The sequence below is a fragment of the Halanaerocella petrolearia genome, assembly GCF_054657875.1.
Window position 1 is genome coordinate 394,139 of record NZ_BAAHXW010000001.1, and the last position, 24,377, is coordinate 418,515.

The 24,377-nt window shown below is 31.3% G+C and carries 21 protein-coding genes and 1 tRNA gene; 2 read left to right on the top strand and 20 right to left on the bottom strand.

Annotated elements, in window-relative coordinates; all coding sequences use genetic code 11:
• Positions 1-54: 54 nt before the first annotated feature.
• The 10 genes from ACYQ39_RS02130 to ACYQ39_RS02175 all read right to left on the bottom strand — a co-directional run bounded on the left by ACYQ39_RS02130 (position 55) and on the right by ACYQ39_RS02175 (position 11,427).
• Positions 55-2,772: a calcium-transporting P-type ATPase, PMR1-type gene (locus tag ACYQ39_RS02130; RefSeq protein ID WP_459840224.1), complete on the bottom strand. Its 2,718-nt coding sequence runs from the start codon at positions 2,770-2,772 to the stop codon at positions 55-57.
• 140 nt (positions 2,773-2,912) lie between these two features.
• Positions 2,913-4,589, bottom strand: a complete 1,677-nt coding sequence (locus tag ACYQ39_RS02135) for a 5'-nucleotidase C-terminal domain-containing protein (protein WP_459840225.1) — start codon at positions 4,587-4,589, stop codon at positions 2,913-2,915.
• Positions 4,590-4,744: 155 nt separating this feature from the next.
• Complete coding sequence (locus ACYQ39_RS02140; RefSeq protein ID WP_459840226.1) at positions 4,745-5,284, bottom strand: GNAT family N-acetyltransferase; 540 nt, start codon at positions 5,282-5,284, stop codon at positions 4,745-4,747.
• A 15-nt stretch (positions 5,285-5,299) separates the two neighbouring features.
• Positions 5,300-6,196, bottom strand: a complete 897-nt coding sequence (locus ACYQ39_RS02145) for a YegS/Rv2252/BmrU family lipid kinase (protein WP_459840228.1) — start codon at positions 6,194-6,196, stop codon at positions 5,300-5,302.
• Positions 6,197-6,379: 183 nt separating this feature from the next.
• Entirely contained in the window at positions 6,380-6,706 is a 327-nt protein-coding gene (locus ACYQ39_RS02150) for a rhodanese-like domain-containing protein (protein WP_459840229.1), read from the bottom strand.
• 12 nt (positions 6,707-6,718) lie between these two features.
• The gene (locus ACYQ39_RS02155) at positions 6,719-7,000 is read right to left on the bottom strand and encodes an acylphosphatase (protein WP_459840230.1); all 282 of its coding nucleotides are present in this window, start codon (positions 6,998-7,000) and stop codon (positions 6,719-6,721) included.
• A gap of 146 nt (positions 7,001-7,146) precedes the next feature.
• Positions 7,147-9,093, bottom strand: coding sequence for a GTP-binding protein (locus ACYQ39_RS02160; protein WP_459840231.1), 1,947 nt, complete (start codon positions 9,091-9,093; stop codon positions 7,147-7,149).
• Between the two features lie 221 nt (positions 9,094-9,314).
• Positions 9,315-9,391, bottom strand: a tRNA-Pro gene (locus ACYQ39_RS02165).
• A gap of 164 nt (positions 9,392-9,555) precedes the next feature.
• Positions 9,556-9,900, bottom strand: a complete 345-nt coding sequence (locus ACYQ39_RS02170) for a DUF134 domain-containing protein (protein WP_459840232.1) — start codon at positions 9,898-9,900, stop codon at positions 9,556-9,558.
• Between the two features lie 60 nt (positions 9,901-9,960).
• Positions 9,961-11,427: a flagellin N-terminal helical domain-containing protein gene (locus ACYQ39_RS02175; RefSeq protein ID WP_459840233.1), complete on the bottom strand. Its 1,467-nt coding sequence runs from the start codon at positions 11,425-11,427 to the stop codon at positions 9,961-9,963.
• A gap of 295 nt (positions 11,428-11,722) precedes the next feature.
• Between ACYQ39_RS02175 and ACYQ39_RS02180 the strand changes: the two genes are divergently transcribed.
• Entirely contained in the window at positions 11,723-12,289 is a 567-nt protein-coding gene (locus tag ACYQ39_RS02180; RefSeq protein WP_459840234.1) for a 2'-5' RNA ligase family protein, read from the top strand.
• Here the strand turns inward: ACYQ39_RS02180 and ACYQ39_RS02185 are convergent.
• The 9 genes from ACYQ39_RS02185 to ACYQ39_RS02225 form a co-directional block, all read right to left on the bottom strand.
• The gene (locus tag ACYQ39_RS02185; RefSeq protein ID WP_459840235.1) at positions 12,284-13,336 is read right to left on the bottom strand and encodes a protein-glutamate methylesterase/protein-glutamine glutaminase; all 1,053 of its coding nucleotides are present in this window, start codon (positions 13,334-13,336) and stop codon (positions 12,284-12,286) included. The genes ACYQ39_RS02180 and ACYQ39_RS02185 overlap by 6 nt on opposite strands.
• Before the next feature lie 58 nt (positions 13,337-13,394).
• The gene (locus ACYQ39_RS02190; RefSeq protein ID WP_459840236.1) at positions 13,395-15,383 is read right to left on the bottom strand and encodes a methyl-accepting chemotaxis protein; all 1,989 of its coding nucleotides are present in this window, start codon (positions 15,381-15,383) and stop codon (positions 13,395-13,397) included.
• A 16-nt stretch (positions 15,384-15,399) separates the two neighbouring features.
• Positions 15,400-16,260 (bottom strand): CheR family methyltransferase, encoded by an 861-nt coding sequence (locus ACYQ39_RS02195; protein WP_459840237.1) that lies wholly within the window; start codon positions 16,258-16,260, stop codon positions 15,400-15,402.
• Positions 16,235-16,777, bottom strand: coding sequence for a chemotaxis protein CheW (locus ACYQ39_RS02200; protein ID WP_459840238.1), 543 nt, complete (start codon positions 16,775-16,777; stop codon positions 16,235-16,237). Before ACYQ39_RS02200 ends, ACYQ39_RS02195 begins: the two co-directional genes overlap by 26 nt.
• A 21-nt stretch (positions 16,778-16,798) precedes the next feature.
• Positions 16,799-18,880: a chemotaxis protein CheA gene (locus tag ACYQ39_RS02205; protein WP_459840239.1), complete on the bottom strand. Its 2,082-nt coding sequence runs from the start codon at positions 18,878-18,880 to the stop codon at positions 16,799-16,801.
• A gap of 10 nt (positions 18,881-18,890) precedes the next feature.
• A complete protein-coding gene (locus ACYQ39_RS02210) occupies positions 18,891-19,271 on the bottom strand; it encodes a response regulator (protein ID WP_459840240.1) in 381 nt (126 codons plus the stop codon).
• A 3-nt stretch (positions 19,272-19,274) separates the two neighbouring features.
• Positions 19,275-19,550, bottom strand: a complete 276-nt coding sequence (locus tag ACYQ39_RS02215) for an STAS domain-containing protein (RefSeq protein ID WP_459840241.1) — start codon at positions 19,548-19,550, stop codon at positions 19,275-19,277.
• A 15-nt stretch (positions 19,551-19,565) separates the two neighbouring features.
• On the bottom strand, positions 19,566-21,380 hold the full coding sequence (locus ACYQ39_RS02220; protein ID WP_459840242.1) for a hypothetical protein: 1,815 nt from the start codon (positions 21,378-21,380) through the stop codon (positions 19,566-19,568).
• Positions 21,381-21,686: 306 nt separating this feature from the next.
• A complete protein-coding gene (locus ACYQ39_RS02225; RefSeq protein ID WP_459840243.1) occupies positions 21,687-22,862 on the bottom strand; it encodes an FprA family A-type flavoprotein in 1,176 nt (391 codons plus the stop codon).
• Between the two features lie 275 nt (positions 22,863-23,137).
• On the opposite strand from ACYQ39_RS02225, the gene ACYQ39_RS02230 reads away from it, so the two are divergent.
• On the top strand, positions 23,138-23,704 hold the full coding sequence (locus tag ACYQ39_RS02230; RefSeq protein WP_459840244.1) for a biotin transporter BioY: 567 nt from the start codon (positions 23,138-23,140) through the stop codon (positions 23,702-23,704).
• 48 nt (positions 23,705-23,752) lie between these two features.
• Here the strand turns inward: ACYQ39_RS02230 and ACYQ39_RS02235 are convergent, their stop codons facing one another.
• Positions 23,753-24,325, bottom strand: coding sequence for a class I SAM-dependent methyltransferase (locus ACYQ39_RS02235; RefSeq protein ID WP_459840245.1), 573 nt, complete (start codon positions 24,323-24,325; stop codon positions 23,753-23,755).
• Between the last annotated feature and the right edge of the window lie 52 nt (positions 24,326-24,377).

The following is a 24,377-nucleotide window of genomic DNA, read 5'->3' on the forward strand; positions in this document are numbered from 1 at the left end:
TCTATAGATTTAATTATCAAGAAAAAATAAAAAAAGATGGCCTAAAAAGCCACCTTAACTATCTAAAGACTCTTCAATATCTAGAACAAACACTTTATCTTTAATTAAATTAGTAACAAATTGAGTTATCTCTATAATTAATGTAGATCCTCCAGAAACTAAAAGTATTGTTCCCCATTCTCCTTTACTTAATAATGTAGTTTTAAATAAAACTTGAAAAAAAGGATGATATAATACTAACCAATGTAAACCAAAGGAGATTACTACTGCCCCTAATAAAAACAAATTACTAAAAGGACTCATTCTTAATAAACTATGTTCTTCTGATCTACAACTAAAAACAAAAAACAATTGAGCCATTACTAAATTAGTAAAAGCCATAGTTCGAGCTTTAGCTAATGAATTACTAAACTTTAATCCACATAAAAAAACAAATAATGTTCCTAAGCCAATTAAGACTCCTTGACCTATAATTCTCCACTTTAACCCTCGAGAAAATACACTTTCATCTGTTTTACGAGGAGGTCGATCCATAATATCATCATCTGCTGGATCTACTCCTAAAGCTAAAGCTGGCAAACCATCAGTAACTAAATTAACCCATAAAATTTGAATAGGTACTAAAGGCAACGGTAAACCTAACAAAGAAGTTAAAAACATGGTCAAAATTTCCCCAATATTACATGATAATAAGTACCGAATAAATTTACGAATATTATCATAAATTGCTCTACCTTCTTCTATAGCAGCTACAATAGTAGCAAAGTTGTCATCAGCTAAAATCAGAGAAGAAGCTTCTTTAGTTACATCAGTTCCTTTTTCTCCCATAGAGACACCAATATCAGCTTCTTTAATTGCTGGAGCATCATTTACTCCATCACCAGTCATTGCCACAATATGCCCTTTGTCTTGTAGTAGGTTAACAATTCGTAATTTATCTTGTGGAGAAACACGAGCAAAAACTGCAATATTATCAACTTCTTGGGCCAACTGCCTATCATTCATCTCTTCTAATTCTAAACCAGTTACTACTTTATCTCCCTTCCTTAACAACTTTAACTTCTTAGCAATAGCTACAGCTGTTTCCTTATGATCACCAGTTACCATCTTAGGACTAATCCCTGCTCTTTGACAACGTGAAATAGCTACTTTAGCCTCGGAGCGAGGAGGATCCATCATACCTACTAACCCAACAAATATAATCTTATCTTCATATTTTTCTAAATTATCTTTATCCAACCTCCCTTTTATTTCTCTATAACCAAGGGCCAACACCCGCAATGCCTGACTAGCCAATTCTTTATTGGCCTTCATAATTTCTTCCTGTTTCTTTTTAGTTAACCTTTTAACTTTTCCCTCCTCTAAATAGTGGCTACAGCGATCAATTAAAACATCTGGAGCCCCTTTTATATATAACTCTTTCTTACCTTGTTTTTGACCAATAACTGACATTCTCTTACGCGATGAACTAAAAGGAATCTCTAATCGTTGAGTAAATTGTTGATCTAATTTAGCTTTATCTAAGCCTCTCTCTGTACCAGCTAATAATAAGGCTCCTTCAGTAGGGTCCCCAATTACTTCTTGTTTCTTATTGCCTAACATAGTATCTTTTAATTTGCTAGATAGAGATTTCTTTTTTAATTGAGCATTATTACAGATGACTCCTATCTGTAATAACTTCTTTAAATTAGGTTTATCAAAACCTTCAGCCTGACAATAATGCATTTCTCCACTAGTATATATCTGTTCTACTACCATTTCATTTTTAGTTAGGGTGCCTGTTTTATCAGAACAGATTACAGTAGCACAACCTAAGGTTTCAACTGCTGGTAGCTTACGAATAATTGCATTACGCTTAATCATCTTCTTAACACCAATAGCTAAAGCCAAAGTTACAATAGCTGGTAAACCTTCTGGAATAGCTGCTACTGCTAGACTGACTCCTGCTAAAAACATCTTATAGATAGGTTCACCTTTAAAGATACCTAAGGCGACCACTGCCACACAAGCTAATAAACAGACTCCAACTAGCCACTTACCTAAGTCTTTTAATCTTTTCTGTAACGGAGTTAGACTATCATCTGACTGTTGCAATAAATCAGCAATCTGACCCATTTCTGTACCTAAACCAGTTGAAGTAATAACTGCTTTACCTCTTCCATTAGTAACTGTTGTTCCCATATGGAGCATGTTTTTTCTATCTCCAACTGCTACTTGACCTGATAAAGATGTAGTTTCTTTAGTAGCTGGTACTGATTCTCCTGTTAATGAGGCTTCATTAACCTCTAAGTTAGTAGCTGCAATAACTCTAGAATCAGCAGGTATTTTATCACCTCGCTCAATAAGAATAATATCACCTGGTACTAGCTCTTTGGACGGAACTTCTTCTATCTGACCTGCCCGTAATACTCTAGCTGTAGGAGCAGATAATTCCTTTAAAGCTTGTAATGACTTTTCGGCTCTATACTCCTGAGTAAAACCCATTAATGCATTTAAGATTATAATTGCTAAAATAGTAACTGCATCAGCCATTTCTCCTAGAGCAAATGAGATAGCAGTAGCTCCAATTAAGACTAATACCATAAAATCTTGGAATTGTTCTAATATTAAGCTTAATATAGAACTAGATTCTTTAGTTGGCAATTTATTAAATCCTACTCTATCTAATCTATCATCAACTTGTTTATCATTTAAACCTTGGTCTAAATCTGTATCCAATACTTCTTCTAATTTAGCTGTTGATAGATTATATAATCTATTTTCTTCTGGCAATTATACTCCCTCCCTCCTTAAACTACTATTATAAATTATTCAGATTAGAAGTGAAAAATTACCTAAAACATTGAATTTCTCAAAGCAATAATTAAATAAGCTGCAGGCTTGAATCTGCAGCTTATAAATTATTATTAATTTCAGTTATCACTAGGTAAATATAACTTATCTCCTGCGTAAATAAGATCTAAATCTTTAATGTTATTCATTTGGGCCAGCTTATTAATATCAACTTGAAACCAAAGAGCTAATTCAGATAAAGTATCGCCCCACTGAATTGTATACTGATAATAATTATCTTCTTTAGTTAGAGAAAGAATACGCCCTTCTTGTTCGGGACTTATAACTTCTTGATACTTAATATAATCAATAACTACCTCTGCTAATCCATCTGATTCCTGTATCGTCTTAGTTTCTTTGAACATATCATATCCATCTCCACCAGCAGCCATAAAGTCATTAATAGCTACTTTATAATATTTATTTGGTTTTATTGGTTGGCCCTTAACTTGTAACTCTAAACCACGCTTTCCAGCTGGTTGAGAAACATCATAAACAAAAGCCATTCCACTTACCTGAGGGAATAATCCTTCCTGAGCTGGATATTTAGAAATACCATGCTCAATAGCATCTAAAATAACTCGGCCTTTGACTTTCTTAACTACAACATAATTACCAAAAGGTAATGTTCTAATTATATCTCCTTTAGTTACTTTCCCTGCAGCAATTGAGTCTCTAATTCCACCACTATTAATAATTGCTACATCAGCATCAACTGTTACTAACATAGCATCAGTAACTAGATTACCTAAGTTAGTTTCTCCAGTTCTAATCTCTTTTCGAGCCCCATTTAGTTCAACAGTTGTCTTACCTATAACTTGAGAGGTTATCTTTTTATTCTCTGCTTTGATCTGCTTAACTAACTTTAGAATTTCCTGATCTTTAGCTACATCAGCTACTTCTTCTTTAGTAATTAAATCTGCCTTACCCTTTACTAACCTACCATCCTTAATAGTCAGATTTACTACCCCTAAATTCTTTGTATACTCTTCAGCCATTACAATTGGAGTACCTTTTATAACTTTACCATTATTTATCTTATCGTGACTATGTCCATCAATAATCAAATCTATTTCTGGTATCTTCTGGGCCAACTTCTTAGTAGTATACTTACTACCTTCACTTAATCCTAAATGAGTCAAAGCAATAATTAAATCTGGGGCTTCCTTCTTCTGTAGTAAATCTACCATACCTTTAGCTGTTCTAATAGGATCTTTAAATTCTAAATCTGATACATTTTTAGGATGGGTCTTATATGCTGTCTCTGGAGTAGTCAGTCCTAAAATAGCTATTTTCACTCCATCAATATTCTTGATTTCACCTGGCTGAAATCTAAACTTTTTATTATTATCTACTTTAACTATATTAGAAGCAATCAAAGGAAAGTCTGTTATTTTGTTTAACTCTGCTAGACGTTGGTGGCCGTAATTAAAATCATGGTTTCCTGGTACTAATGCATCATAACCAAGAGCATTATAAATCTTAACTATACTCTCACCTTCTGATAAATTGGCAATTGGCTGACCATGAAAAGTATCTCCTGCATCCAATAATAGTACATTATCAGCCTTTTTTCGGGCCTGCTTAATTAAAGTTCCTATCTTAGCAAATCCCATTCCAGCATACTTTCCTTCTTCTACTCGAGCATGAGTATCATTAGTGTGAAGAATAGTTAAATCAACAGTCTCAGCGCTTACCATTGATGACACTAAACAGATTATCAGTAACATAAGTAGACTAATTGATAGTTTCTTCAACCTTCCACCTCCATTTTATATGTATTAATTATCTACAGTATTAATTACTATTAGTAAAGTTATTTTTTCAACACCTTATGTATTAAATAAAAAGACCGCCTCACTGGCGGTAGAATAGTTAATCATATTAATTTTTAATATAGAAAGGAGCTGATTCAAAAGGTTTCCCATTCTTCTTTTAAAATTCCATATAAATACTCATCATAGTATTGACCATTTCTATATATTTTCTTTCTTCTAACTCCTTCTTTAATAAAACCTACCTTTTCATATACATGTTGAGCTCGTTGATTATATTCATAACAGACTAATTCAATTCTATTTAACCTTAACTCTTCAAAACCAAAAGCTAAAAATAATTCTAAAGTTTCAGTTCCTAGACCTTTATTTAATTTACTAGGTTTGCCAATTACTATTCCTAGTTCTCCATAACCATTCTTATGATCTAAATCTGCAAAATCAATCTGTCCAATATATTCTTCAGTTTCTCTATCAGCAATAATAAAGCCCTTCCAATCATCACTCATAGCCATATCTAGAAATTCTTTAGTCTGTTTTTCTGACTGAGGATATAAAAAGATATCTGATAAATAATCAACTATTTGATAATCATTGACCCATTGTCTCATATCCTCAAAATCATCTTCTCTATACTCTCGTAACATTACCTGTTCTCCATAAATTCTTCCTGCCATAACAATCCCTCCACTCTATCCATTTATTAATACATTTAAACTTTTAGAAAATAAAGATATTTCTAAAGGAAAACTTGGCCCTTTCTCTCCATCTATATCAGCTACATAATCTTGATAAGTTTCATCTAATACTTCAATTTTAAAATAGTCATCTTTTAAATAAATAATATTCTCATCATTTAAATGTTCACCTTGCAGCATCTTCATAAACAAGACTGCAAGCTTAGATAAAGGTTTAGCTTTAACAGCCACCAGATCAAAATTACCATCATTAATAGAAGCATATTTAGCTAATTGATCAAAACCACCAGCACTTCTACCATTTAATACTAAAAACAGATATACATCCTCTTCAATTACTTCTTCACTAGTCTCAATTCTTAACGGCATAGATTTAAATTTAGGTAGTTGCTCTATTCCTTTTAAATAATAAGCCATCTTACCTAAAGTATTTTTAAATTTAACATCAATATCATAAGATACATTAGCTAATAAACCACCAGCACAAATATTAATAAAATATCTATCATTTACTTGTCCTACATCAACTTCTGTTATCTGTCCATTAAGAATAGCATCAAAGCAGGTTTCAAAATCAGAAGGCATATTTAGATGAGTAGCAAAGTCATTAGCCGTCCCAGCTGGAATAACTCCTAAAGGTACTTTTAACTCCTGTTTCATCATTTCATTTACTATCTCATTAATTGAACCATCACCACCTGCTACAACAATTGCATCATACATTTTATCTGTTACATCTTCTAAACCTAAAGCTAAATCACCTGGTTGGGCACTTCTAAAGATACTAACCTCATATCCTGCTCTCTGAAACTTCTCAATAAATTGGTCTAAATAATAGCGAAAACTCTTATCTCCTGACATAGGATTATAGATTAACTTTACTCTCTTCAAATTATCGCCCCTTTAGTTATTATAGATAAATGATTGAAAAATAATCTTATCTTAAATATATTCAAATTTTTATTGAAATTTTTTATAAAAGGTTATACTTTAAACTTACTATAAAAATATATTTTTAGCAAGTTATATATATAAATAATAGTCGCTGCTTAAAACAGCGACTACTCTTTGTAACTATACTTGTTTTCCTTCCCAGGCTCGCATACCACCAGTTACATTTCTAACATTCTCATATCCTTCTTTCATTAATTTTTTAGTTGCCTTCTTACTTCTAACTCCTGCTGTACAAATTACTGCTATCTCTTCCTCTTTACTAAGTTTATCTAAATTATTTTTTAATTCTGGATAAGGAATATTGATAGATTCTGGAATATGACCTTCATCATATTCATAATCATATCTAACATCTACAACCTTCAGTTCCTTTCCTTTTGCTAACTCTTTTTCTAAATCTTCAGGTGATATATTCTCTACACTACTACTAAATAAACCAAATACCATGTTGATTCCTCCTTAATACTTTATTTTAAATTTATCAAATTCTCCTTGGTACTCTTCATCATAAACTTCAATATCAGTTACATTTCCAAAAGGAGGTCCTTCTTTAGCTAAATTAATTATCTTTTCTACCTTATTCTCTTGACCAGTAAATATCGCTTCTACTCGACCATCAGCTAGATTTTTAACCCAGCCTGATAAATTTAACAAGTTAGCATTTTGATTAATATAAGCTCGACAGCCAACACCTTGCACTCTACCACTTAAATAAATTCGCTTTCGTACTTGGTTAGCCATCTAACCCCTCCTTTATATCATATTATATTATCTAGTATTTACGATGTATTATTTCTTGACATAATTATTTTTTCCTGCATAAATAGCTACTATCACTAAAAAATTAGTTTGCCTTCTTAAAAATTTAAGGAAGATTAAGTCTCTCTTTAACCACAATGCATCTTTTCTTCTGCCTCATGCCAAGGAACTGCATACCCCTGACCTTTAGAACAAAAAATAGAAGATGAACTATACTCTATATCTGAATCCTTATCATAGTTAATTCGCTCTATAACTTCTGTTTGATTATGGCAGATATCATAGCCACTAAATACTAGATTTATCATTCCTTTCCCTCCTGTAAAAGATGACAGTTCAGTAGGATAATTCATAAAAGTAGCTACAGGAACTTTCCTTCTAATTATAACTCTATTCTCCATAATCTCTGGATCCTCAAAGTTACCACTGGACTTTTGAATATCAGATAAGACTCTTCCCATATTATCTAAATCCACTTTTATTTTAAAACTATAATAAGGTTCAAGGAGTATATTATCAGCCTTTTCAAGACCTTGCCTCAAAGCTCTATATGTGGCCTCTCTAAAATCTCCTCCAGAGGTATGCTTATTATGACTTCTTCCTGTTACTAAGGATATTTTTAAATCAGTTAGAGGACTCCCTGTAAGTAAGCCTTTATGCTCTCTTTCAAAAATATGATGTTTTACAAGATTTTGATTTCCACTACTTAAGTCATCTGTACTACATAAATTTTCAAAAACTATACCACTACCTTGTGCTCCTGACTCTATATTTAAATGAACCTCTGCATAATGTCTAAGAGGTTCAAAGTGGCCATAGCCAAGCACTTGATCATTGATTGTCTCTTTATATATAATACCAGGCTCACCAAACTCTATAGAAAGATCAAATCTATCCTTAATAACCCTCTTTAATATTTCTAACTGAATAGGTCCCATCACATGAATCTGAATCTCCTGTAAATCTTCTTTCCAACTAACTTTTAAGGAAGGATCTTCTTCATTTAAAATATTAAAAGCAGTTAGTACTTCCTTTACATTGACTGAAGAATCAAAGATAACTTTCGACCTTAAAGTTGGTATCATATTATATACTGGCGCTTTATCAACCTTACCTAATCCTAATCCAGCTCTACTTTTAGATAAACCCATCACTCCAACCAACTGACCTGCATCGGCAGATTCTACTGTCTGATAATTTTTGCCGTTATAGACTCTTATCTGGGTTACCTTTTCTCTTATCTCATCTCCACTAGATATATAGCTAAGTTGATCTCTGACATTAATACTTCCTCCTAATATCTTCATAAATGATATTCTATTGCCTTTATCGTCATGACCTATCTTGTATATTATAGCTTTAAAAGAGTCATCATTATAATCAGTTTCTGTCAGATAGTGAAATTTATCAAAGAATTCAATTACTCCTTCATCATGTAGAGCTGAACCACTTGAACATAGATATAATTCATTTTTCTTAATCATTTTCTTCATCTGATCTAACCATATTTCTTTACTATATCTATCCTCCATATATATATTTAGTAGTTTGTCATTTCTCTCAGCCATAAACTCTATAGTTTCTTCAGTTAGATCTTCTTCCAGAGAAGTAGGCATAAGAGATACATCTTCAGTTAAGTTAATTTTTATTTCTCCTATTACTTTTTCCAGATCTGCTCCAACTCTATCTGTTTTATTAATAAAGAAAAAGGCTGGTATTTTATGCTTTTTTAGTAACTGCCATACTGTTTTTGTATGTCCTTGTACACCTTCTACAGCACTTACAATTATAATGGCATAATCCATTACCATAATAGTCCTTTCCATTTCAGGTGAAAAGTCTACATGTCCAGGGGTGTCTATTAAATAGTAAGTATCCTCTTTATAGTTCATAACAGCTTGTTCTGAAAATATAGTTATACATCTTTCTTTTTCTATCTGATGGATATCAAGATAAGAATTCTGATGATCTACTCGCCCCCTCTCTCTAATTGTATCTGTATGATACAAAAGTCCTTCTGAAAATGTAGTCTTACCTGCATCAACATGGGCTATCACTCCAATTGTTTTGTTCACTGTTATGCCTCCTATTATTCATAGAATACAGCTGAATAAAAGTTTAATATACTAATATGATTATTTTCATCATTTAACTATAGATACCTTCTACTAATTACTATACAATTAAATATCTCCTTTAGTTTATTATCAAATAAGTTTCGGCAAGGTTTCAAAAAATAAAAAAGAGCCGAAGTAATAGAAACTCCGGCAACCCTTGATATAGCAAGGAAAATATGTGGTCGGGCTGACTGGATTTGAACCAGCGACCCCTACGCCCCCAGCATAGTGCGCTGCCAAACTGCGCCACAGCCCGATAGTAAATAACATCCAATTTCATACATAATTATACTATAACCTTATTTCTCTGTCAAGCAACCCTATACCTCATACTTACTTGTTCTAATTGGACAGTTGGCCCTAATATTTCCTCCACTCTTATTATTGACTTTGATTATTCAATCTTATCTCTACATTAAGTTAGTCACATTTAGGACAAGTCTTTTTTTCATGGCGGTATCCTTTTCTTTTCTGTTTAGAATCAATATCTTTACCACATTTTTTGCAACGTGGCTTGAATTTATAATCTCCTCCTTGAAATTTAATTGCTTCTCCTTTAATTAAAGCCTCAGCAATTTTCTCTCTAGCTTTAATCAATATTCTCTGAAAAGTTGGCCGTGAAACCTCCATTCTTTCTGCTGCTTTGGCTTGTGTCAATCCTTCATTATCTTTTAATCTAATTGCCTCTATTTCTTCAATAGTTAAAGAAACCTTCTTTAAATCACACTTAGAAGCTCCAGTCGGTTGGTAGTTAATTATAATCAAAAATAAAAAAAGAGCCTAAAGATACTCTTTAGACTAATTATAAGAAAATTAATTATAGTATTAACTTTTCATTTTCGAAGGTAATAACTTTAATGCTCCCTGAGGAAGTTGATTTGTCTGAGCTAGGATAGATTGAGCAGCCTTCTGTAGAATTTGATTTTTAGTTAATTTCATCTGTTGTTTAGCCATATTAGCATCTTTAAGTCTAGAGTTAGCCTGAGATAAGTTAGTATTATAATTAGATACATTGCTTTGAATATGATCTAATCTATTCTGGTAAGCACCGAAGCGAGATCTAGTTGAAGAAGTCTTATTAATTACTTCATCTAATTTTCCAATTGCTTTCTGGGCTTTTTCTGGGGGATCTATTTTAATATTATCTACTCCTAAAGACTTTGTTCTAGCATCTGTTAATTTAATTTCTAATATATCTCCTTGATTAGGACCTACCTGTAATTTTAAAGGTTTTACAGTTTTTTCTTTAGTACTACTTCCTGCTGATGAACCTATTGCTCCACCAATTTTATTGGCAAGTTTTGTTCCCCAAGAAGAATCATCTAAATCCACACTTTTCCCCTCAGTATTACTAGTGAGATTATCAAATTCTGAAGTAGAATCACCAAAATCATCTTTAGGTTTAGGATATACACCATGAATTTGTAATCCTTCTGTATTCGCTTTATTTATTGTTGAATCAAGATTAACTTCATCATCAGAATCCTCATTAGTAACTAGAATTGCATGCTTGACTTGAGTACTATCTTCATTAGAACGAAAATTATAGTTACTAATAGTATCCTCAATTGCTTGCATGGTATTTTCTGTTCCTCCATCAGAAGAAGAACCTAAATTAGCAATTTTATCTTTTGCTTTCTCTTCATCAGAAGTCCAGTTACTGCCAGAAAAACTTTTTACTGTACTATTACTATTATATTCCATTACCCCTATCCAAATATCATTAACTCCCTCATTTTTAATATTATCAATAAAATCAGTCAAATTATTTTTAACTTTATCTTGAATAGTATCCATACTAGTAGTATTATCAACCACAAAAACTATATCAACTTTTCCAGTTTTATTTCCTGAAGTTTCTTCAATAGTTGGCGGACGTAATAATTTAAGTTTAGAACTTCCAAATTCAGTGTTATTAGCTATATTGTCTATTTCACCCTTTAATTGATCTATTTCTCTTTGAATAGATTGTCTATCTTCTGAATTCAAAGTCTCATTAGCCGCCTGAACTGATAACTCTCTCATTCTCTGTATCAAACTTTGAATTTCTTTTAAACCACCCTCTGCAGTCTGAAGCAAAGACTTTCCATTCATTATATTATTTTTGGCTTGTCTTAGACCATTAGTTTGAGCTTCCATCTTCTGAGAAATAGCCATTCCAGCAGCATCATCTGCTGCTTTATTAATCTGTTTACCAGAGGATAACCTTTCAATTGAATCAGTTACCTTTTTATTATTTTTCTTTACATTATTATAAGCATTTATAGCAGCCATATTTGTTTGTATTCGCATCCTAAATCCACCTCATGATTAATTAGTTATTAAACTAAATTGGTAAAATAAATACAGCAAAAATTATCCTAATTGTAATAATAATACTAATATGTTTATTTGTCAAATATATTAGTACTGAAGAGTTTGAAGAAACTATTGGGATGGCTAAAGAAACTGGAATTTTAAAATAAGAATATTAGTTCACTAATCTGGATTTTTTAGTGGATTAAACCTCATTAACAATTAACAAATTTGCTATTTAAAGCTTTATATATTAAAATATGTTATATAACTACAAATGGAGGACTAAATTATGGCAGATAATCCACTAACTGAAGAATTATTTATTGTGTTAACTTTACCACGAAAAGACTTAACTCCAGCTTTACGACTTCAAGAATCAATAGCTGAAAAATATAATTTATATTCAGATGATAATTATCCTGAACTACATATTACTTTAAATCGAATTAATAAAGAAAATCTTCCTTTAGCTCAGAAAATCATTTCTAATATAATCAATACTGTAGATAAAGTTCAAATAACTATAGATAATCTAAAATGCTTTAAAATGGATAACAACTATATAGTACTAAATGTTAATGAAACTAAATCTCTTACTGACTTGGCTGACGCATTAAATGCTAGATTAAATCAAGTTGGCATCTCTACAATTAATGATTATAATAACTGGAAATTCCATATTACTTTAGTAAATAACTTTTTCGCAACTAATCCAATGCCTAAATCCGAGTTAAAAAAACTCTGTTTTGCTTTAGATGGTATTCCTAAACCTATCTCTACTACAGCTAAAGCAGTAGAAATTTGGCGCCCTACATTAGACCCAATTAAGAAGACTGTAGTTTCTTTTAAATTATGAATCATTTAACTTTGAAATAACCTTATCTGCTATTCCTTCTAAACTAGCAACTTCAGTTACTGCTCCTAACCTAATAGCTTCTTTAGGCATGCCAAAAATGGTTGCTGTCTTTTTATTTTGAGCTATAGTATAACCTCCTACCTCTTTAATTTTTTTCAACCCTTGGGCTCCATCTTGGCCCATTCCAGTTAATAAGATACCTATAGTCCTATCCTTAAATGATTGAGCTAATGATTTAAAAGTAACATCAATTGCCGGACGTTGATAGTTGACTTTTGGCCCTTGATTCAATTCTACATAATAGTCTCTATCTTCCTTCTTAATTGTAAGATGAAAGTTACCTGGTACTACTAAAGCCTCTCCTATCTGCAATTGGTCCCCTATACTAGTTTCTTTAACATCTAATTTACAAGCATGGTCTAAAGTTTGAGCAAAAGATTGAGTAAATCCTTGTGGCATATGCTGAATAATTACTATTGGTGGTGAATCTGGAGGAAAAAGTGGCAATAACTTCTTTAGTGCCTTTACTCCTCCTGTTGAAGCTCCAATGGCAATTATTCTGTCTTTTATGGATTCACTATTATTCACTGTTAATAATTTATCCTGTTGATTACTCTTACTGCGTCTTATATTTCTTTCTACCGTTACCTGAGCAGCCATTTTAACTTTATTTATTACTTCCCTCTGGAATTCTCTCTTCTTTTCTTTATCTGCTAAATCAGATTTAGCGACAAAATCAACTGCCCCTAACTCTAGAGCTTTAATAGTCTCTTTACTCCCTTGATTAGTTAGACTGCTAATCATAACTACTGGAAGAGGATAAGTTCTCATTAACTTTTGTAAGAATTCTAACCCACTCATTCTTGGCATTTCTATATCTAGAGTTAAGACATCAGGAGCAAGTTCTTTAATCTTCTTGACTGCTTTATAAGGGTCACCTGCTGCTCCAACTACTTCTAAATCATCTTCTCTGTCTAAAGTCTGCTGCAAAAAGCGTCTAACTAGTGATGAATCATCAATTATTAAGACTTTTATTTGTTGGCCCATTGTAATACCTCCTTACCAAAATAATTAAAAAGCTGCTGGTCACCCAGCAGCAGTAAAATTAAAACTTTTCAAAATCATCTTCATTAAAATTTTCATCCATCTCAGATTCCAATTCTTCTAGCTGTTGTTGTCTATTAAAATCTTGTACTTTATCATTAACTTGTTTTGCTATTCCTTCTTTATTAGCTATAGTCTGATCACCTAATTTAAACTGTCCAACAACCTTAAACATATCTTTAGCTTCACTATTTAATGATTCACTAGAATTAGACATTTCTTCAACCATAGAAGAATTCTGTTGAGTTACTTGATTTAACTCTTCCACTGCTCCTTGAATCTGACTAGCAGCTGATGATTGTTGTTGCATAGCTGCTGCTATTTCTGTAATAGCATGCGAAGTCTGTTCACTATTCTCAATAATTTGGTTTAGAGCCTCTCCAGTTTCTTCTACTAATTCATTACCATCTTCAATCTGATTAATAATATTAGTAATTAGTTCTTCTATCTCCTCAGCAGATTCAGCAGTTCTACTAGCTAAATTTCTTACTTCTGCTGCTACTACTGCAAATCCCTTACCATGTTCACCAGCTCTTGCTGCTTCTACTGCTGCATTCAAAGCCAATAAGTTGGTCTGAAAAGCAATATCATTAACAGTATTAATTATATCAGCAATTTCTTTGCTACTAGCAGTAATCTTAGACATAGAAACCATTGTTTCTTCCACTACTTCTGAACCATCTTCTACTGCTTCCATAGTCTCATCTGCTAATTCATTGGCACTTTCAGAATTGCTTGCTACCTCTTGTATAGCAGAAGTAATTTCTTCAATTGTAGCAGATACTTCTTCTAAAGAAGAAGCTTGCTCTTGAGTTCGATTGGATAAATCTTGATTACCTTCTGAAATTTCATTTGCTGCATTAGAGACATTACTAGCAGACAACCTTACTTTCTCTAATATTCCTCGTAAAGAATCAATAGTATCGTTTAAATCAATAGCCATCTTTCCTAATTCATCATTGCTTATCTGCTCTACTTTATCAGTAAAGTTCCCTTCAGATACCTGAGATAATACTTCTTGAATATTATCAATAGTCTTAGAAATTGAACTTGAAACTAAGAATAATACAACTGCAATAATAACAAATAAAATAACATAACCAATAATTGATCTCTTGATAATCTTGTCAGCTGCTACTGTTAACTCATCTACAGAAACTGTCAAAGCTAGAGACCAATCTGCTTCAGAAAGAGGATGATAATAAACATATTTGTCTGTTCCCTTAAAAGCATAACGATCTACTCCTTGCTGTCCTGCTACCATCTTGTGTACAATATTAGCCAATTCTTGAGTTACAGTAGAGTTACTTGTATCTGTTAAATTCAGCTTTAAAGCTGAATCCGGATGTGCAATTAACAGTCCATTGTCTTGTACTAGATAACCATAACCAGAATCGCCTAATTTAAAATCTGCTACTATATCCTGAAGTGGCTTTAATAATACATTTCCAACTAAAATAGCAACTGTCTGACCATTATCTGTTTTAATAGGAGCTGCAATAGGAAATATATTCTGCATAGTTAATTTAGATTTAGCTGGGTCGCCAATTATTATTCTATTCTGATTAATAGCTTGTTTGAAATAACTTCTATTACTTAAATTATACCTATTCCTATCTTGAGTCGTCCAAGCTTGTCCTTGTCTATCAATTAACATCAGGTTAGCAAAATTTTTATCTAATGTCTTATCATCTAACTTTCTTAAGGTTTTCCAAATTTCTTCTTGATGTTGATTCCAGTTAGTTTCTAAATCAAGCGAATTTCCTAGCTCTTTAATTTTATCCTTCTTTGCTTGTAACCATTTATCAACTACCTTTGTATCTGCTGAAACCAAACGAGAGGCATCTTTTTCAACAGTCTGGGTAATGGTACTTAAAATAGTGTAATAATTATTATACAATAGAGTACTCAAAATTGTAACTAAAGGGATTAAAACAAATAATAATAGTTTATTTCTAACTGTTAATCTATCTTTAAACCATTTAATCATATTATTACCCCCTAATTTATAGTTTTTGATAAGTAGTTTTGGCTACAAGTTTCCAATTATTAACTTGCTCATTCTGTCTAATAGATTCGGAATGTCCTAAAAATAAATAACCTCCTTTTCTTAAATGATGATAAAAACGATGGAGTATCTTATTTCTTGTTTCTTTTTCAAAATAAATAAAGACATTGCGACAGAATATAAAATCTAGCTTTGATTTGATAGGATATTCTGACTGGTTTAAATTTAATCTTCTCAAATTCACTATCTGTTTTAGTCTTCTTTTCAACTTGAATAAATTTTTGTTTTTACCTGTTCCTAACTTGAAGTATTTAACTAAAGTATCATAAGGAATATTCTTAACTTGCCTTTTACTATAAATACCTTGCTTAGCTATTTTTAAGACTTCTGTATTAATATCAGTAGCTAAAATCCTGCTATCCCAATCTGAATTATTAAAAAAATCAGCTAAAACAATAGCTAGAGTATATGGCTCTTGTCCACTAGAGCAACCTGCACTCCAACACCTTATCTTTCTATCTCTTCTTACTTTAATTTCAGACAGAATATGCTCTTTTAAAAACTCAAAATGATGCTTTTCTCTAAAAAAATGAGTTGTATTAGTAGTTAAAATATTATATAACTGTATTAACTCAGATTTATTATCAGATAAGTACTGATAATATGTTTCATAATTATCCAACCCTAGTTCTCTTAACCGTTTAGATAAACGAGAATTAACCATTGCCCTCTTCTTATCAGGTAAATTGACTCCAATTTCTTGGTAGATTAAATTACTTAATTTTTTGAAAATTCTTGAGTTTAACTTATTCATCAATATCACACTTTCAATGCTATTCTGGTGTAAATTCTCCTTCATCTATTTGACCTACAGCTTCCTCTTCTGCAAAAGAAAGTAATTTATCTAGATATAATAATATAATTAATCGCTTATCTAATTTAGCCATACCCTTAATATATTCTGTATCTATTTTAGAACCAAACTCTAATTCACTTTGAATATCATCGACTGAAAAACTAACAATATCAGATACTTCATCTACTATAACTCCTATAATTTTATCTCCTATTTCTAACGCAATAATTACTGTAAAGTTATCATATTCTCGTAAGGAAAAATTAAATTTCTGTCTAATATCAATTATAGGAATCACTTCACCTCTAAAATTAAGAACTCCTTTAATAATATCAGGTGTATTAGGAACTGAAGTCGGTTCTCGATAACGAATGATCTCTTGTACTTTTAGTACATCTACTCCATATTCTTCATCAGCTACTTTAAAAGTTAAAAACTGATTTTCAGCTGAAATATTAGTCAGTTGTTGATTTAAAATATTCATTGTATTATCCTGTATTTCATCTGCTTTTCTTTCCATACTTTCACCTCCTAAAATCACTTACCTTTTAGCCATCTCAGTAACTGTAGTAATATCAAGTATCATAGCTACATTACCATCTCCTAAAATAGTAGCTCCAGCCATTCCTTCTACATAAGTAAAATTATCTTCTAAACTCTTTACTACCGCCTGTCTTTGACCTAATATCTCATCTACTAATAAACAGATTTTATGATTCTCTTCTTGAACAACAATTATAATACCTTTAGTTGGATCAATTACATTTGGTTCTAAGGCAAATAATTTATATAATCTAACTAAGGGAATATACTCATCTCTAATCTCAATAACTTCACCCTTACCTTTAACTGTTTTATAATTTCGGGCCAAAGGTTGCAAAAACTCTACAATAGAATTGAGAGGAATAATAAATGATTCTTCACCAATCTTGACTGCCATACCATCAATAATAGCTAAAGTTAAAGGTAATTTTAACTTAAAAGTAGTTCCTTGATTAGGTTGACTAGTAATACTAATGCTACCTCTTAACTTCTCTACATTACTCTTAACTACATCCATACCTACTCCTCGTCCAGAAGTTTCAGTAATCTCTTCTGAAGTAGAAAATCCAGGTTCCATAATCAATTGATAGACTTCTTTTTCAGTTAAATCTTTTTCTGACTCTATTAAGCCTTGTTTAACTGCCTTTTCTCTAATTGCTTCTTGATCTAAGCCTTGCCCATCATCTTTAACTTCAATAATCACTTTACCTTGTTGGTGATAGGCATTTAAAGTAACTCTTCCTTCCTTTACTTTTCCTTTCTCTTCTCTCTCTGCTGGCAACTCAATACCATGATCAATAGAATTTCTAATCATATGCTTAAGAGGATCACCAATCTGTTCAATTAATGTCTTATCTAATTCTGTCTCCTCTCCTTTAATCTCTAACTTAACTTCTTTACCCTGTTCTTTAGAGAGATCTCTTACTAATCTCTTAAAACGGGTGAAAGTATCACCAATAGGCACCATTCTAACTTTCATTATTTCTTCTTGTAGACTTTTAATCTGTTTATCTACTTCATCTAATACATTCATTGTTTCTAAACTAGAGCTATCTCCTTTTTCTAATACTAGATCTCGTACCTTAGCTTGACTAATTACTAATTCAGCCATAGAATTCATTAAAGTTTCTAATTTCTCAGTATCCACTTTAATTGTACTCTTTTCTTTAACTTTTCTACTTTTTTGCTGCTCTTCTACTACTTGATCAACTTGTTTTTTAGTTACTTTACCTTCTTTATTTAAAATATCTCCTAACTTATTCTGTTGATTAAGAGCTGATTCAACATCATCTTGGTCAATAATTCCTCGTTCTACTAAAATCTCTCCTGTTAACTTATCAGCCAGACTTAAATCTAATTCTTGATCAAAATTAGTAGTTACATCTTCAATCTCTACTTTATTATCAAATTCAACAAACACAAATATATCTTTAATCTCAGCCAATGGCTCTTCAGTCTTAATAATTAAGGTTATTACTAAGTAACATTCTTCAGGATCCAATTTATCTAACTGAGGAATCTTACTTAAATTAATATTTCTATCTATAATCTCTCCAATATTATCTAACTCTTCTAATAATAATAGAGGATCTGTTCCTGTCTGAAATAACTCAGAATTAAAATCGAGAGTAATCTTATAAATATTTTCTTTAGAATCAGATCTTACTGATACATCTTCTTTACCAACCTCATCAGTAGAATTAATATACTTCTGTAAGCTATCAGTAATCTCTGCTACCTTACTTGTTTTAATTTGGCAATTAGGATTGATTATCTCTTGAACCATTTCTTCAAGTAAATCCCTAGTGTCTAACAGCAAATTAATTATATCAGAATCAACTTTTAAGTTTTCATTCCGTAACTGATCTAATAAATCCTCTGCGTGATGAACAAAATCTTCTATCTTGGTCAGCCCTGTTAAACCAGCACTTCCTTTTAAGGTATGAACCCCTCTAAAGATTCTATTAAGTAACTCCTTATCTTGAGGACTTCCTTCTAATTCTATTAAATTTGTTTCTAAATCAGTTAATATTTCTTCTGCTTCATCAATAAATACCTGAAGTAATTCTTCATCAGCCATCTTTATCCTCCTATTTTACAAATTTCTTAACTACATTAATCAACTGCTGAGAGTCAAAAGGCTTAACTAACCAACCTGCTGCTCCAGCTTCTTTTCCTTTCGTTTTCATCTTAGCTTGTGATTCAGTAGTTAAGATTAAAATAGGAATAAATTTAAGCTGTCTATCTTCTTTTACTTTTTCAGTAAAACTAATCCCATCCATCTGAGGCATATTAACATCTGTAATAATCATGTTAGGTCTTTCTTGTCTTGTATTACATCCTCTTAATTTCTCTAATCCTACTTGACCATTTTCAGCCATCACAACTTCATAACCTTCTTTAGATAGTGTATACTTAACAGAAGTACGAATAGTTTTAGAATCATCAACAATCATTACCTTTTTGCTCATCTACTACTCCCTCCCTATAACTTTTTCTACTCCAGCTAACTGTAACGTTGATCTAAATTTAGGATTTACATTTTCTAAATATAATCTGAAATCTTTCTTCAAAGCCATTCTTTGTAAAGATAATAATAATTGAATTCCAGCTGCATCAACTTCTTCTACTTGCTTACAATCCAAAACTAACTCCTCTTCATCAGATAAATTATCTAGTATCTCTTCTCTATAAGTTGATACATTATAAATAATTAACTCCTCAGGAAGGGCCAACTTTATCTTACTCACTTTATCACCTCAGACCTAAAATAAAGTTAATTCTCCACCTTCACTTCCTACATCAATCTCTAAGTCATTAATCTCTTCTTGGGCTGTCTTTCTTTCTAAATAGCTTGTAAACTTCTCTTCAATTTCCTGTAATCGTTGATTACTTTCTTCCCAGCTATCATTATCTACCTGAGATAGATAATGACCTTTTAATTCTTCGGCTTTATCTTCTAACTTAACTAAAAAATCAATAACATCTCTTCCTATCTCTTCTAGATTAGATACTTCTTTTGCTGCTTGATTGACATTTATTATCTCCTCAACCAAAGTATTAACTGAGTGATGTAAAGCCTGATTAGCTTCTTTTATTCTATCCTTGGCCCTTAATAAATCTTTTTCAGATTCTTTAATCCACTGACTAGACTTTTTTATATCTTTTTGACTTTTCTGAACCAAATTAATAAACTCTTGATAGTCTATTAACATTTCTTCTTTCAAACTATTATACAACTCCTGATTTTGACTACTAAACTTTACAAAGTCATCAATTGCTTCTGCTATATCTTGAATAAATGACTTGTCCTTCTTATCTAAACGAGCAAATTCAATTTTAGCTAATAACTTAACCTTTTTAAATCTATTAGCAATTGGAGTAATCTGGGTAAAATGATCTGTAATCTCTTCTAGATTAGAATAGAAAAGAGATTGATTATTGATTAAATATTCATATTTTACATCTAACTCTATTAGTTGGTTAGTTAAATCGGGGAGATAATCAATTAATTGTTGATAACTTAAATCCATATCACCTTGTAACAATTCACTTTCGTCTTCTAATTCTTCTAAATCAATTTTCATCTGCTGAAATTTATCTTGAATCTCAAATAAAGATTCATCTAATTGTAGTAAGATATTCTCCATTAGCTTTTTAGCTAAACTGGCTACATCAATAATAAAGACTAATTTATTTAGAATTTCACTTGTTTTGCTCCTTGTTAAATCTAAAATATCAATCTCATCCTGTAAAGTAACAAAAATATCAATTAAATTTTCTATTTTCTGCCGAATTATATCTTGTTTCTGTAATAAAACTATAATCTGAGGAATAGGCTCTACTGCCCTATTAACTTGATTTATAAACTGATTTAGGTTATCTGCAGTAACTTGTAATGAATCTAACACTACTGAAAATAAATTCCCCACTTCTTTTTTATATTCCCTAACAATTTCATCTTCAATATTCATTAACTTATGTAAGTTACTAGTAAAATCAGAATGCCAATCTTGTAAGGTTAAAATGCTTTCTTTAATTAATTCATATCTATCCTGAATTTTATTAGACAAATTATTGATTTCATTAGAAACAACTCTAAATCCAGCCCCTTTTTTACCAGCCGAAACAGAAAAGATAATTGAATTGATTGATAAGTTCTCTAAATCAGTTAATAATTCATTCAGTTCATCAATCAAAGCAATAATTTGTAAAAACTTAGCCTCTTCTTGATTACTTCCTTGAATAAATCCAGCTAAAATCTCTGATACATCTTCCTGATCTGCAAAGATCTTATATACTCTATTGATTTTTTCTTTTAAATCTTTAATCATTTTTATCATTTGTAAGTCTTCTACTATTTCTTTATCTGCTTTATTGTTCCTAGTGAAATAACTAATCAACAACTCTGTCTCTTCTATTGTATTATCAATTTCTGATTCAATATCAGGTAACCTCTCAGAAATCTGACCATAAAACTCTTCTGTTTTAGTAACCATACTTTTTAATTTATTTATATGTAAATCTAGATTATAATCAAATCTAATATTTAACTCTGATTTAGAATCCTCTTCAGCCACTCCATCACCTCCCTATAAAGTTATATATTATTACTAAAAATTAATAATTTTTATTTCCATTATTTATATATAATAAATTATAGATTAAGATCCTTTTTTCCTTCATTTTTCTAATTAAATCTTCATAATAAGCTAATTAATGCTGCTTTCTAGCTATTTTAGTCATAAATCGACAAAATATATTAAAATTATTGCATTGAATAAATTCATTTTTTTATCAGATAGCAAAATTACTCTTTTCAACAACCTAAATACAATAAAAAAAGTGGTAGTTTATGATCATAAACTACCACTTACTATCTAATATTAACTATTTTCTTTAATGCTATCTTTTACTTTATCAGTTATTTCATCTAATTTATCTTCACCAGGAACATATTGTACCTTTAGCTGATCAAGTAACTCAAAATTACAATCATCTTGTAGGACTTCAGCTACTTGGCCAACACTTTGACCACCCCAACCATAAGATCCAAAGGCGAGTCCAAGTCTATTCTTAGGGGCCAACCCTTTCATATAAGTTAAGAAAGCCGATACATCTGGCAGTAGATTATTATTTAATGTTGGCGATCCAACACAGATATACTTAGCCGTTGCTACTTCAGTCATAATATCAGATCTATCATTTGTCTCTAAATTGAACATTTGAGCCTTAATTCCTAACTCTTCAAAAGCATCTTGAATAGCATAGGCAATCTCTTCTGTAGAATCCCACATAGTACCATACACAATTACAGCTTCTTCATCTGTTTCATTAGCCGACCATTTTTGATACTTACTGATAATTTCTGGAATATTGTCACGCCAGATAATTCCATGAGATGGGGCAATCATCTCTACGTCTAAATCACCTACTGTATCTAAAGCTCGTTGTACTTGAGCACCATAAGGTAATACAATATTTGCATAATACTTTTTAGCCTCTTCAGTAATAATATCAAGTGGATATTGATCATCAAAACGTTCACAAGAAGCTAAATGTTGCCCAAAAGCATCATTAGAGAATAAAATCTTCTCTTCTGGTAAATAAGAAACCATATTATCTGGCCAGTGTACCATTGGAGTTAAAACAAAGTTTAGACTTCTGCTTCCTAAGTCTAATTCTTCTCCTGGTTTAGCAAGTTTAAAGTCCCAATCTCCTTGATAATGTTTTTGCAATCCAGACTTTCCTTTAGGTGAAGTAACTACTGTAGCATTAGAAGCTACCTCCATTAATTTAGGCAATCCTCCTGAATGATCCATCTCTACATGATTAGATACTATATAATCAATCTCTGCTGGATCAATCACCTTTGAAATACGTTCTATCATCTCATCATATAAGTAATGCTTAACAGTATCAATTAATGTTACTTTATCATCCACAATTAAGTAAGCATTGTATGTAGAGCCACGTTGTGTCGAATAGCCATGAAAGTCTCTAAGATCCCAATCAATACCTCCTACCCAATAGATATCATCAGTCAGTTTTATTGGTTCCATTTTTCTGCCTCCTTATATAAATATAACTATATTTCTTACTTTTTATTGTATACCACTTAAGTTATTCCTTAAAACAGTAATAATTCCTGCTTTAAAAATGATTTTTATCTTATTTTCTTAAATTTTCAGTTCCAACTAAAGCAGAGATAGATTTAAAATAATACATTTGTCAACCTATCTAATAAGCAGTTGACAAAATCTTAGCCACTTGGTATTATTAATATATCGTCAACTTTTTATATAGAAGGATAACAATTGAAAAGGAGGAGTTAACTATGAACTTAAAAGTAAAAGAAATTATCTTAGTAGGTATGTTTGCTGCCTTAACTGCTGTAGGAGCATTTATTAAGATTCCTATCCCCTATGTACCTTTTACACTACAAATGTTATTTGTATTATTTGCTGGTAGTTTATTAGGAAGTAAGCTAGGCTTTTTAAGTCAACTAGTCTACATCTTAACTGGTTTAATAGGTATCCCAATCTTTGCTCATGGAGGCGGGCCAAGTTATATCTTCCGACATACCTTTGGCTACTTAATTGGCTTTGCTCTTGGAGCTTACATAATTGGATTTTTAGTAGAAAAGATGGAAGAGGAAAACTTTTCTAATTATTTAATAGCTAATTTAGCTGGATTAATTATTGTTTATATTATAGGAGTAGCCTATCTTTATTTAAATCTAAACTTTATTGCTGGAAAGAGTTTTGGGATTATGAAGGCAATAAAGATTGGATTCTTAGTACCAGTTCCAGGTGATCTACTATTATGCGTGATTGCAGCAACCATATCTCAGAAAATATTATCACAAGTTAAGACTGCTTTACCAGTTACATTTAATAATTAAATATAAAAGACCACAGAATAGCTAATCTGTGGTCTTTACTATATACTATTATCTTTTCCCTACTAAGCCATATTGACCAGAATTTAAATCAACCTCTTTAACTACATCTAAACCTATATTCTGTAATAACTCCCTTACCTGTTGTTGACTGATTCTATGGTCTATAGGAGGCCCTTCATTAGTATCTTTCTTCTTCCAATCAATAATTGCTAACTTTCCACTAGAAGTTAATTTGCTTAAATATTCTGTTAGAAATTTCTCTTTATCTTTAACTTCATGAATTACATTAGAGATTAACATAAAATCAATAGAATCATTATCAAGTTCTGCTGAATATTCACTTCCTTTAACCAACTCAATATTCTCTATTTCTTCCTCTTTAGCTCTTCTATCTAATGCAGTTAACATTTCTTCAACAATATCAATAGCGTATACCTTACCTTTGTCTCCTACTATCTTAGCTGCTGGTAGAGAGAAGAAACCTACTCCAGAACCTATATCAGCAACTCTATCTTCTACTTCTAATAATAGTTTTTGTAACGTGCCTTGCGGTGGCAACATCTCATATCTTTTATCACTAAGTAATTTATCTTTCTTATTCGGATCAAATTTATGGGGCATTTTAATACCTCCTTAGAAATTAAATAAAAACTCTAATTAAGATTATAGTAAT

Excerpts from the sequence above, each read along its gene's own strand:
- ACYQ39_RS02140 (WP_459840226.1), bottom strand. The coding sequence starts at position 5,284 with ATGGCAGGAAGAATTTATGGAGAACAGGTAATGTTACGAGAGTATAGA.
- ACYQ39_RS02150 (WP_459840229.1), bottom strand. The coding sequence starts at position 6,706 with ATGGTATTTGGTTTATTTAGTAGTAGTGTAGAGAATATATCACCTGAA.
- ACYQ39_RS02155 (WP_459840230.1), bottom strand. The coding sequence starts at position 7,000 with ATGGCTAACCAAGTACGAAAGCGAATTTATTTAAGTGGTAGAGTGCAA.
- ACYQ39_RS02175 (WP_459840233.1), bottom strand. The coding sequence starts at position 11,427 with ATGCGAATACAAACAAATATGGCTGCTATAAATGCTTATAATAATGTA.
- ACYQ39_RS02180 (WP_459840234.1), top strand. The coding sequence starts at position 11,723 with ATGGCAGATAATCCACTAACTGAAGAATTATTTATTGTGTTAACTTTA.
- ACYQ39_RS02185 (WP_459840235.1), bottom strand. The coding sequence starts at position 13,336 with ATGGGCCAACAAATAAAAGTCTTAATAATTGATGATTCATCACTAGTT.
- ACYQ39_RS02190 (WP_459840236.1), bottom strand. The coding sequence starts at position 15,383 with ATGATTAAATGGTTTAAAGATAGATTAACAGTTAGAAATAAACTATTA.
- ACYQ39_RS02195 (WP_459840237.1), bottom strand. The coding sequence starts at position 16,260 with ATGAAGGAGAATTTACACCAGAATAGCATTGAAAGTGTGATATTGATG.
- ACYQ39_RS02200 (WP_459840238.1), bottom strand. The coding sequence starts at position 16,777 with ATGGAAAGAAAAGCAGATGAAATACAGGATAATACAATGAATATTTTA.
- ACYQ39_RS02205 (WP_459840239.1), bottom strand. The coding sequence starts at position 18,880 with ATGGCTGATGAAGAATTACTTCAGGTATTTATTGATGAAGCAGAAGAA.
- ACYQ39_RS02210 (WP_459840240.1), bottom strand. The coding sequence starts at position 19,271 with ATGAGCAAAAAGGTAATGATTGTTGATGATTCTAAAACTATTCGTACT.
- ACYQ39_RS02225 (WP_459840243.1), bottom strand. The coding sequence starts at position 22,862 with ATGGAACCAATAAAACTGACTGATGATATCTATTGGGTAGGAGGTATT.
- ACYQ39_RS02230 (WP_459840244.1), top strand. The coding sequence starts at position 23,138 with ATGAACTTAAAAGTAAAAGAAATTATCTTAGTAGGTATGTTTGCTGCC.
- ACYQ39_RS02235 (WP_459840245.1), bottom strand. The coding sequence starts at position 24,325 with ATGCCCCATAAATTTGATCCGAATAAGAAAGATAAATTACTTAGTGAT.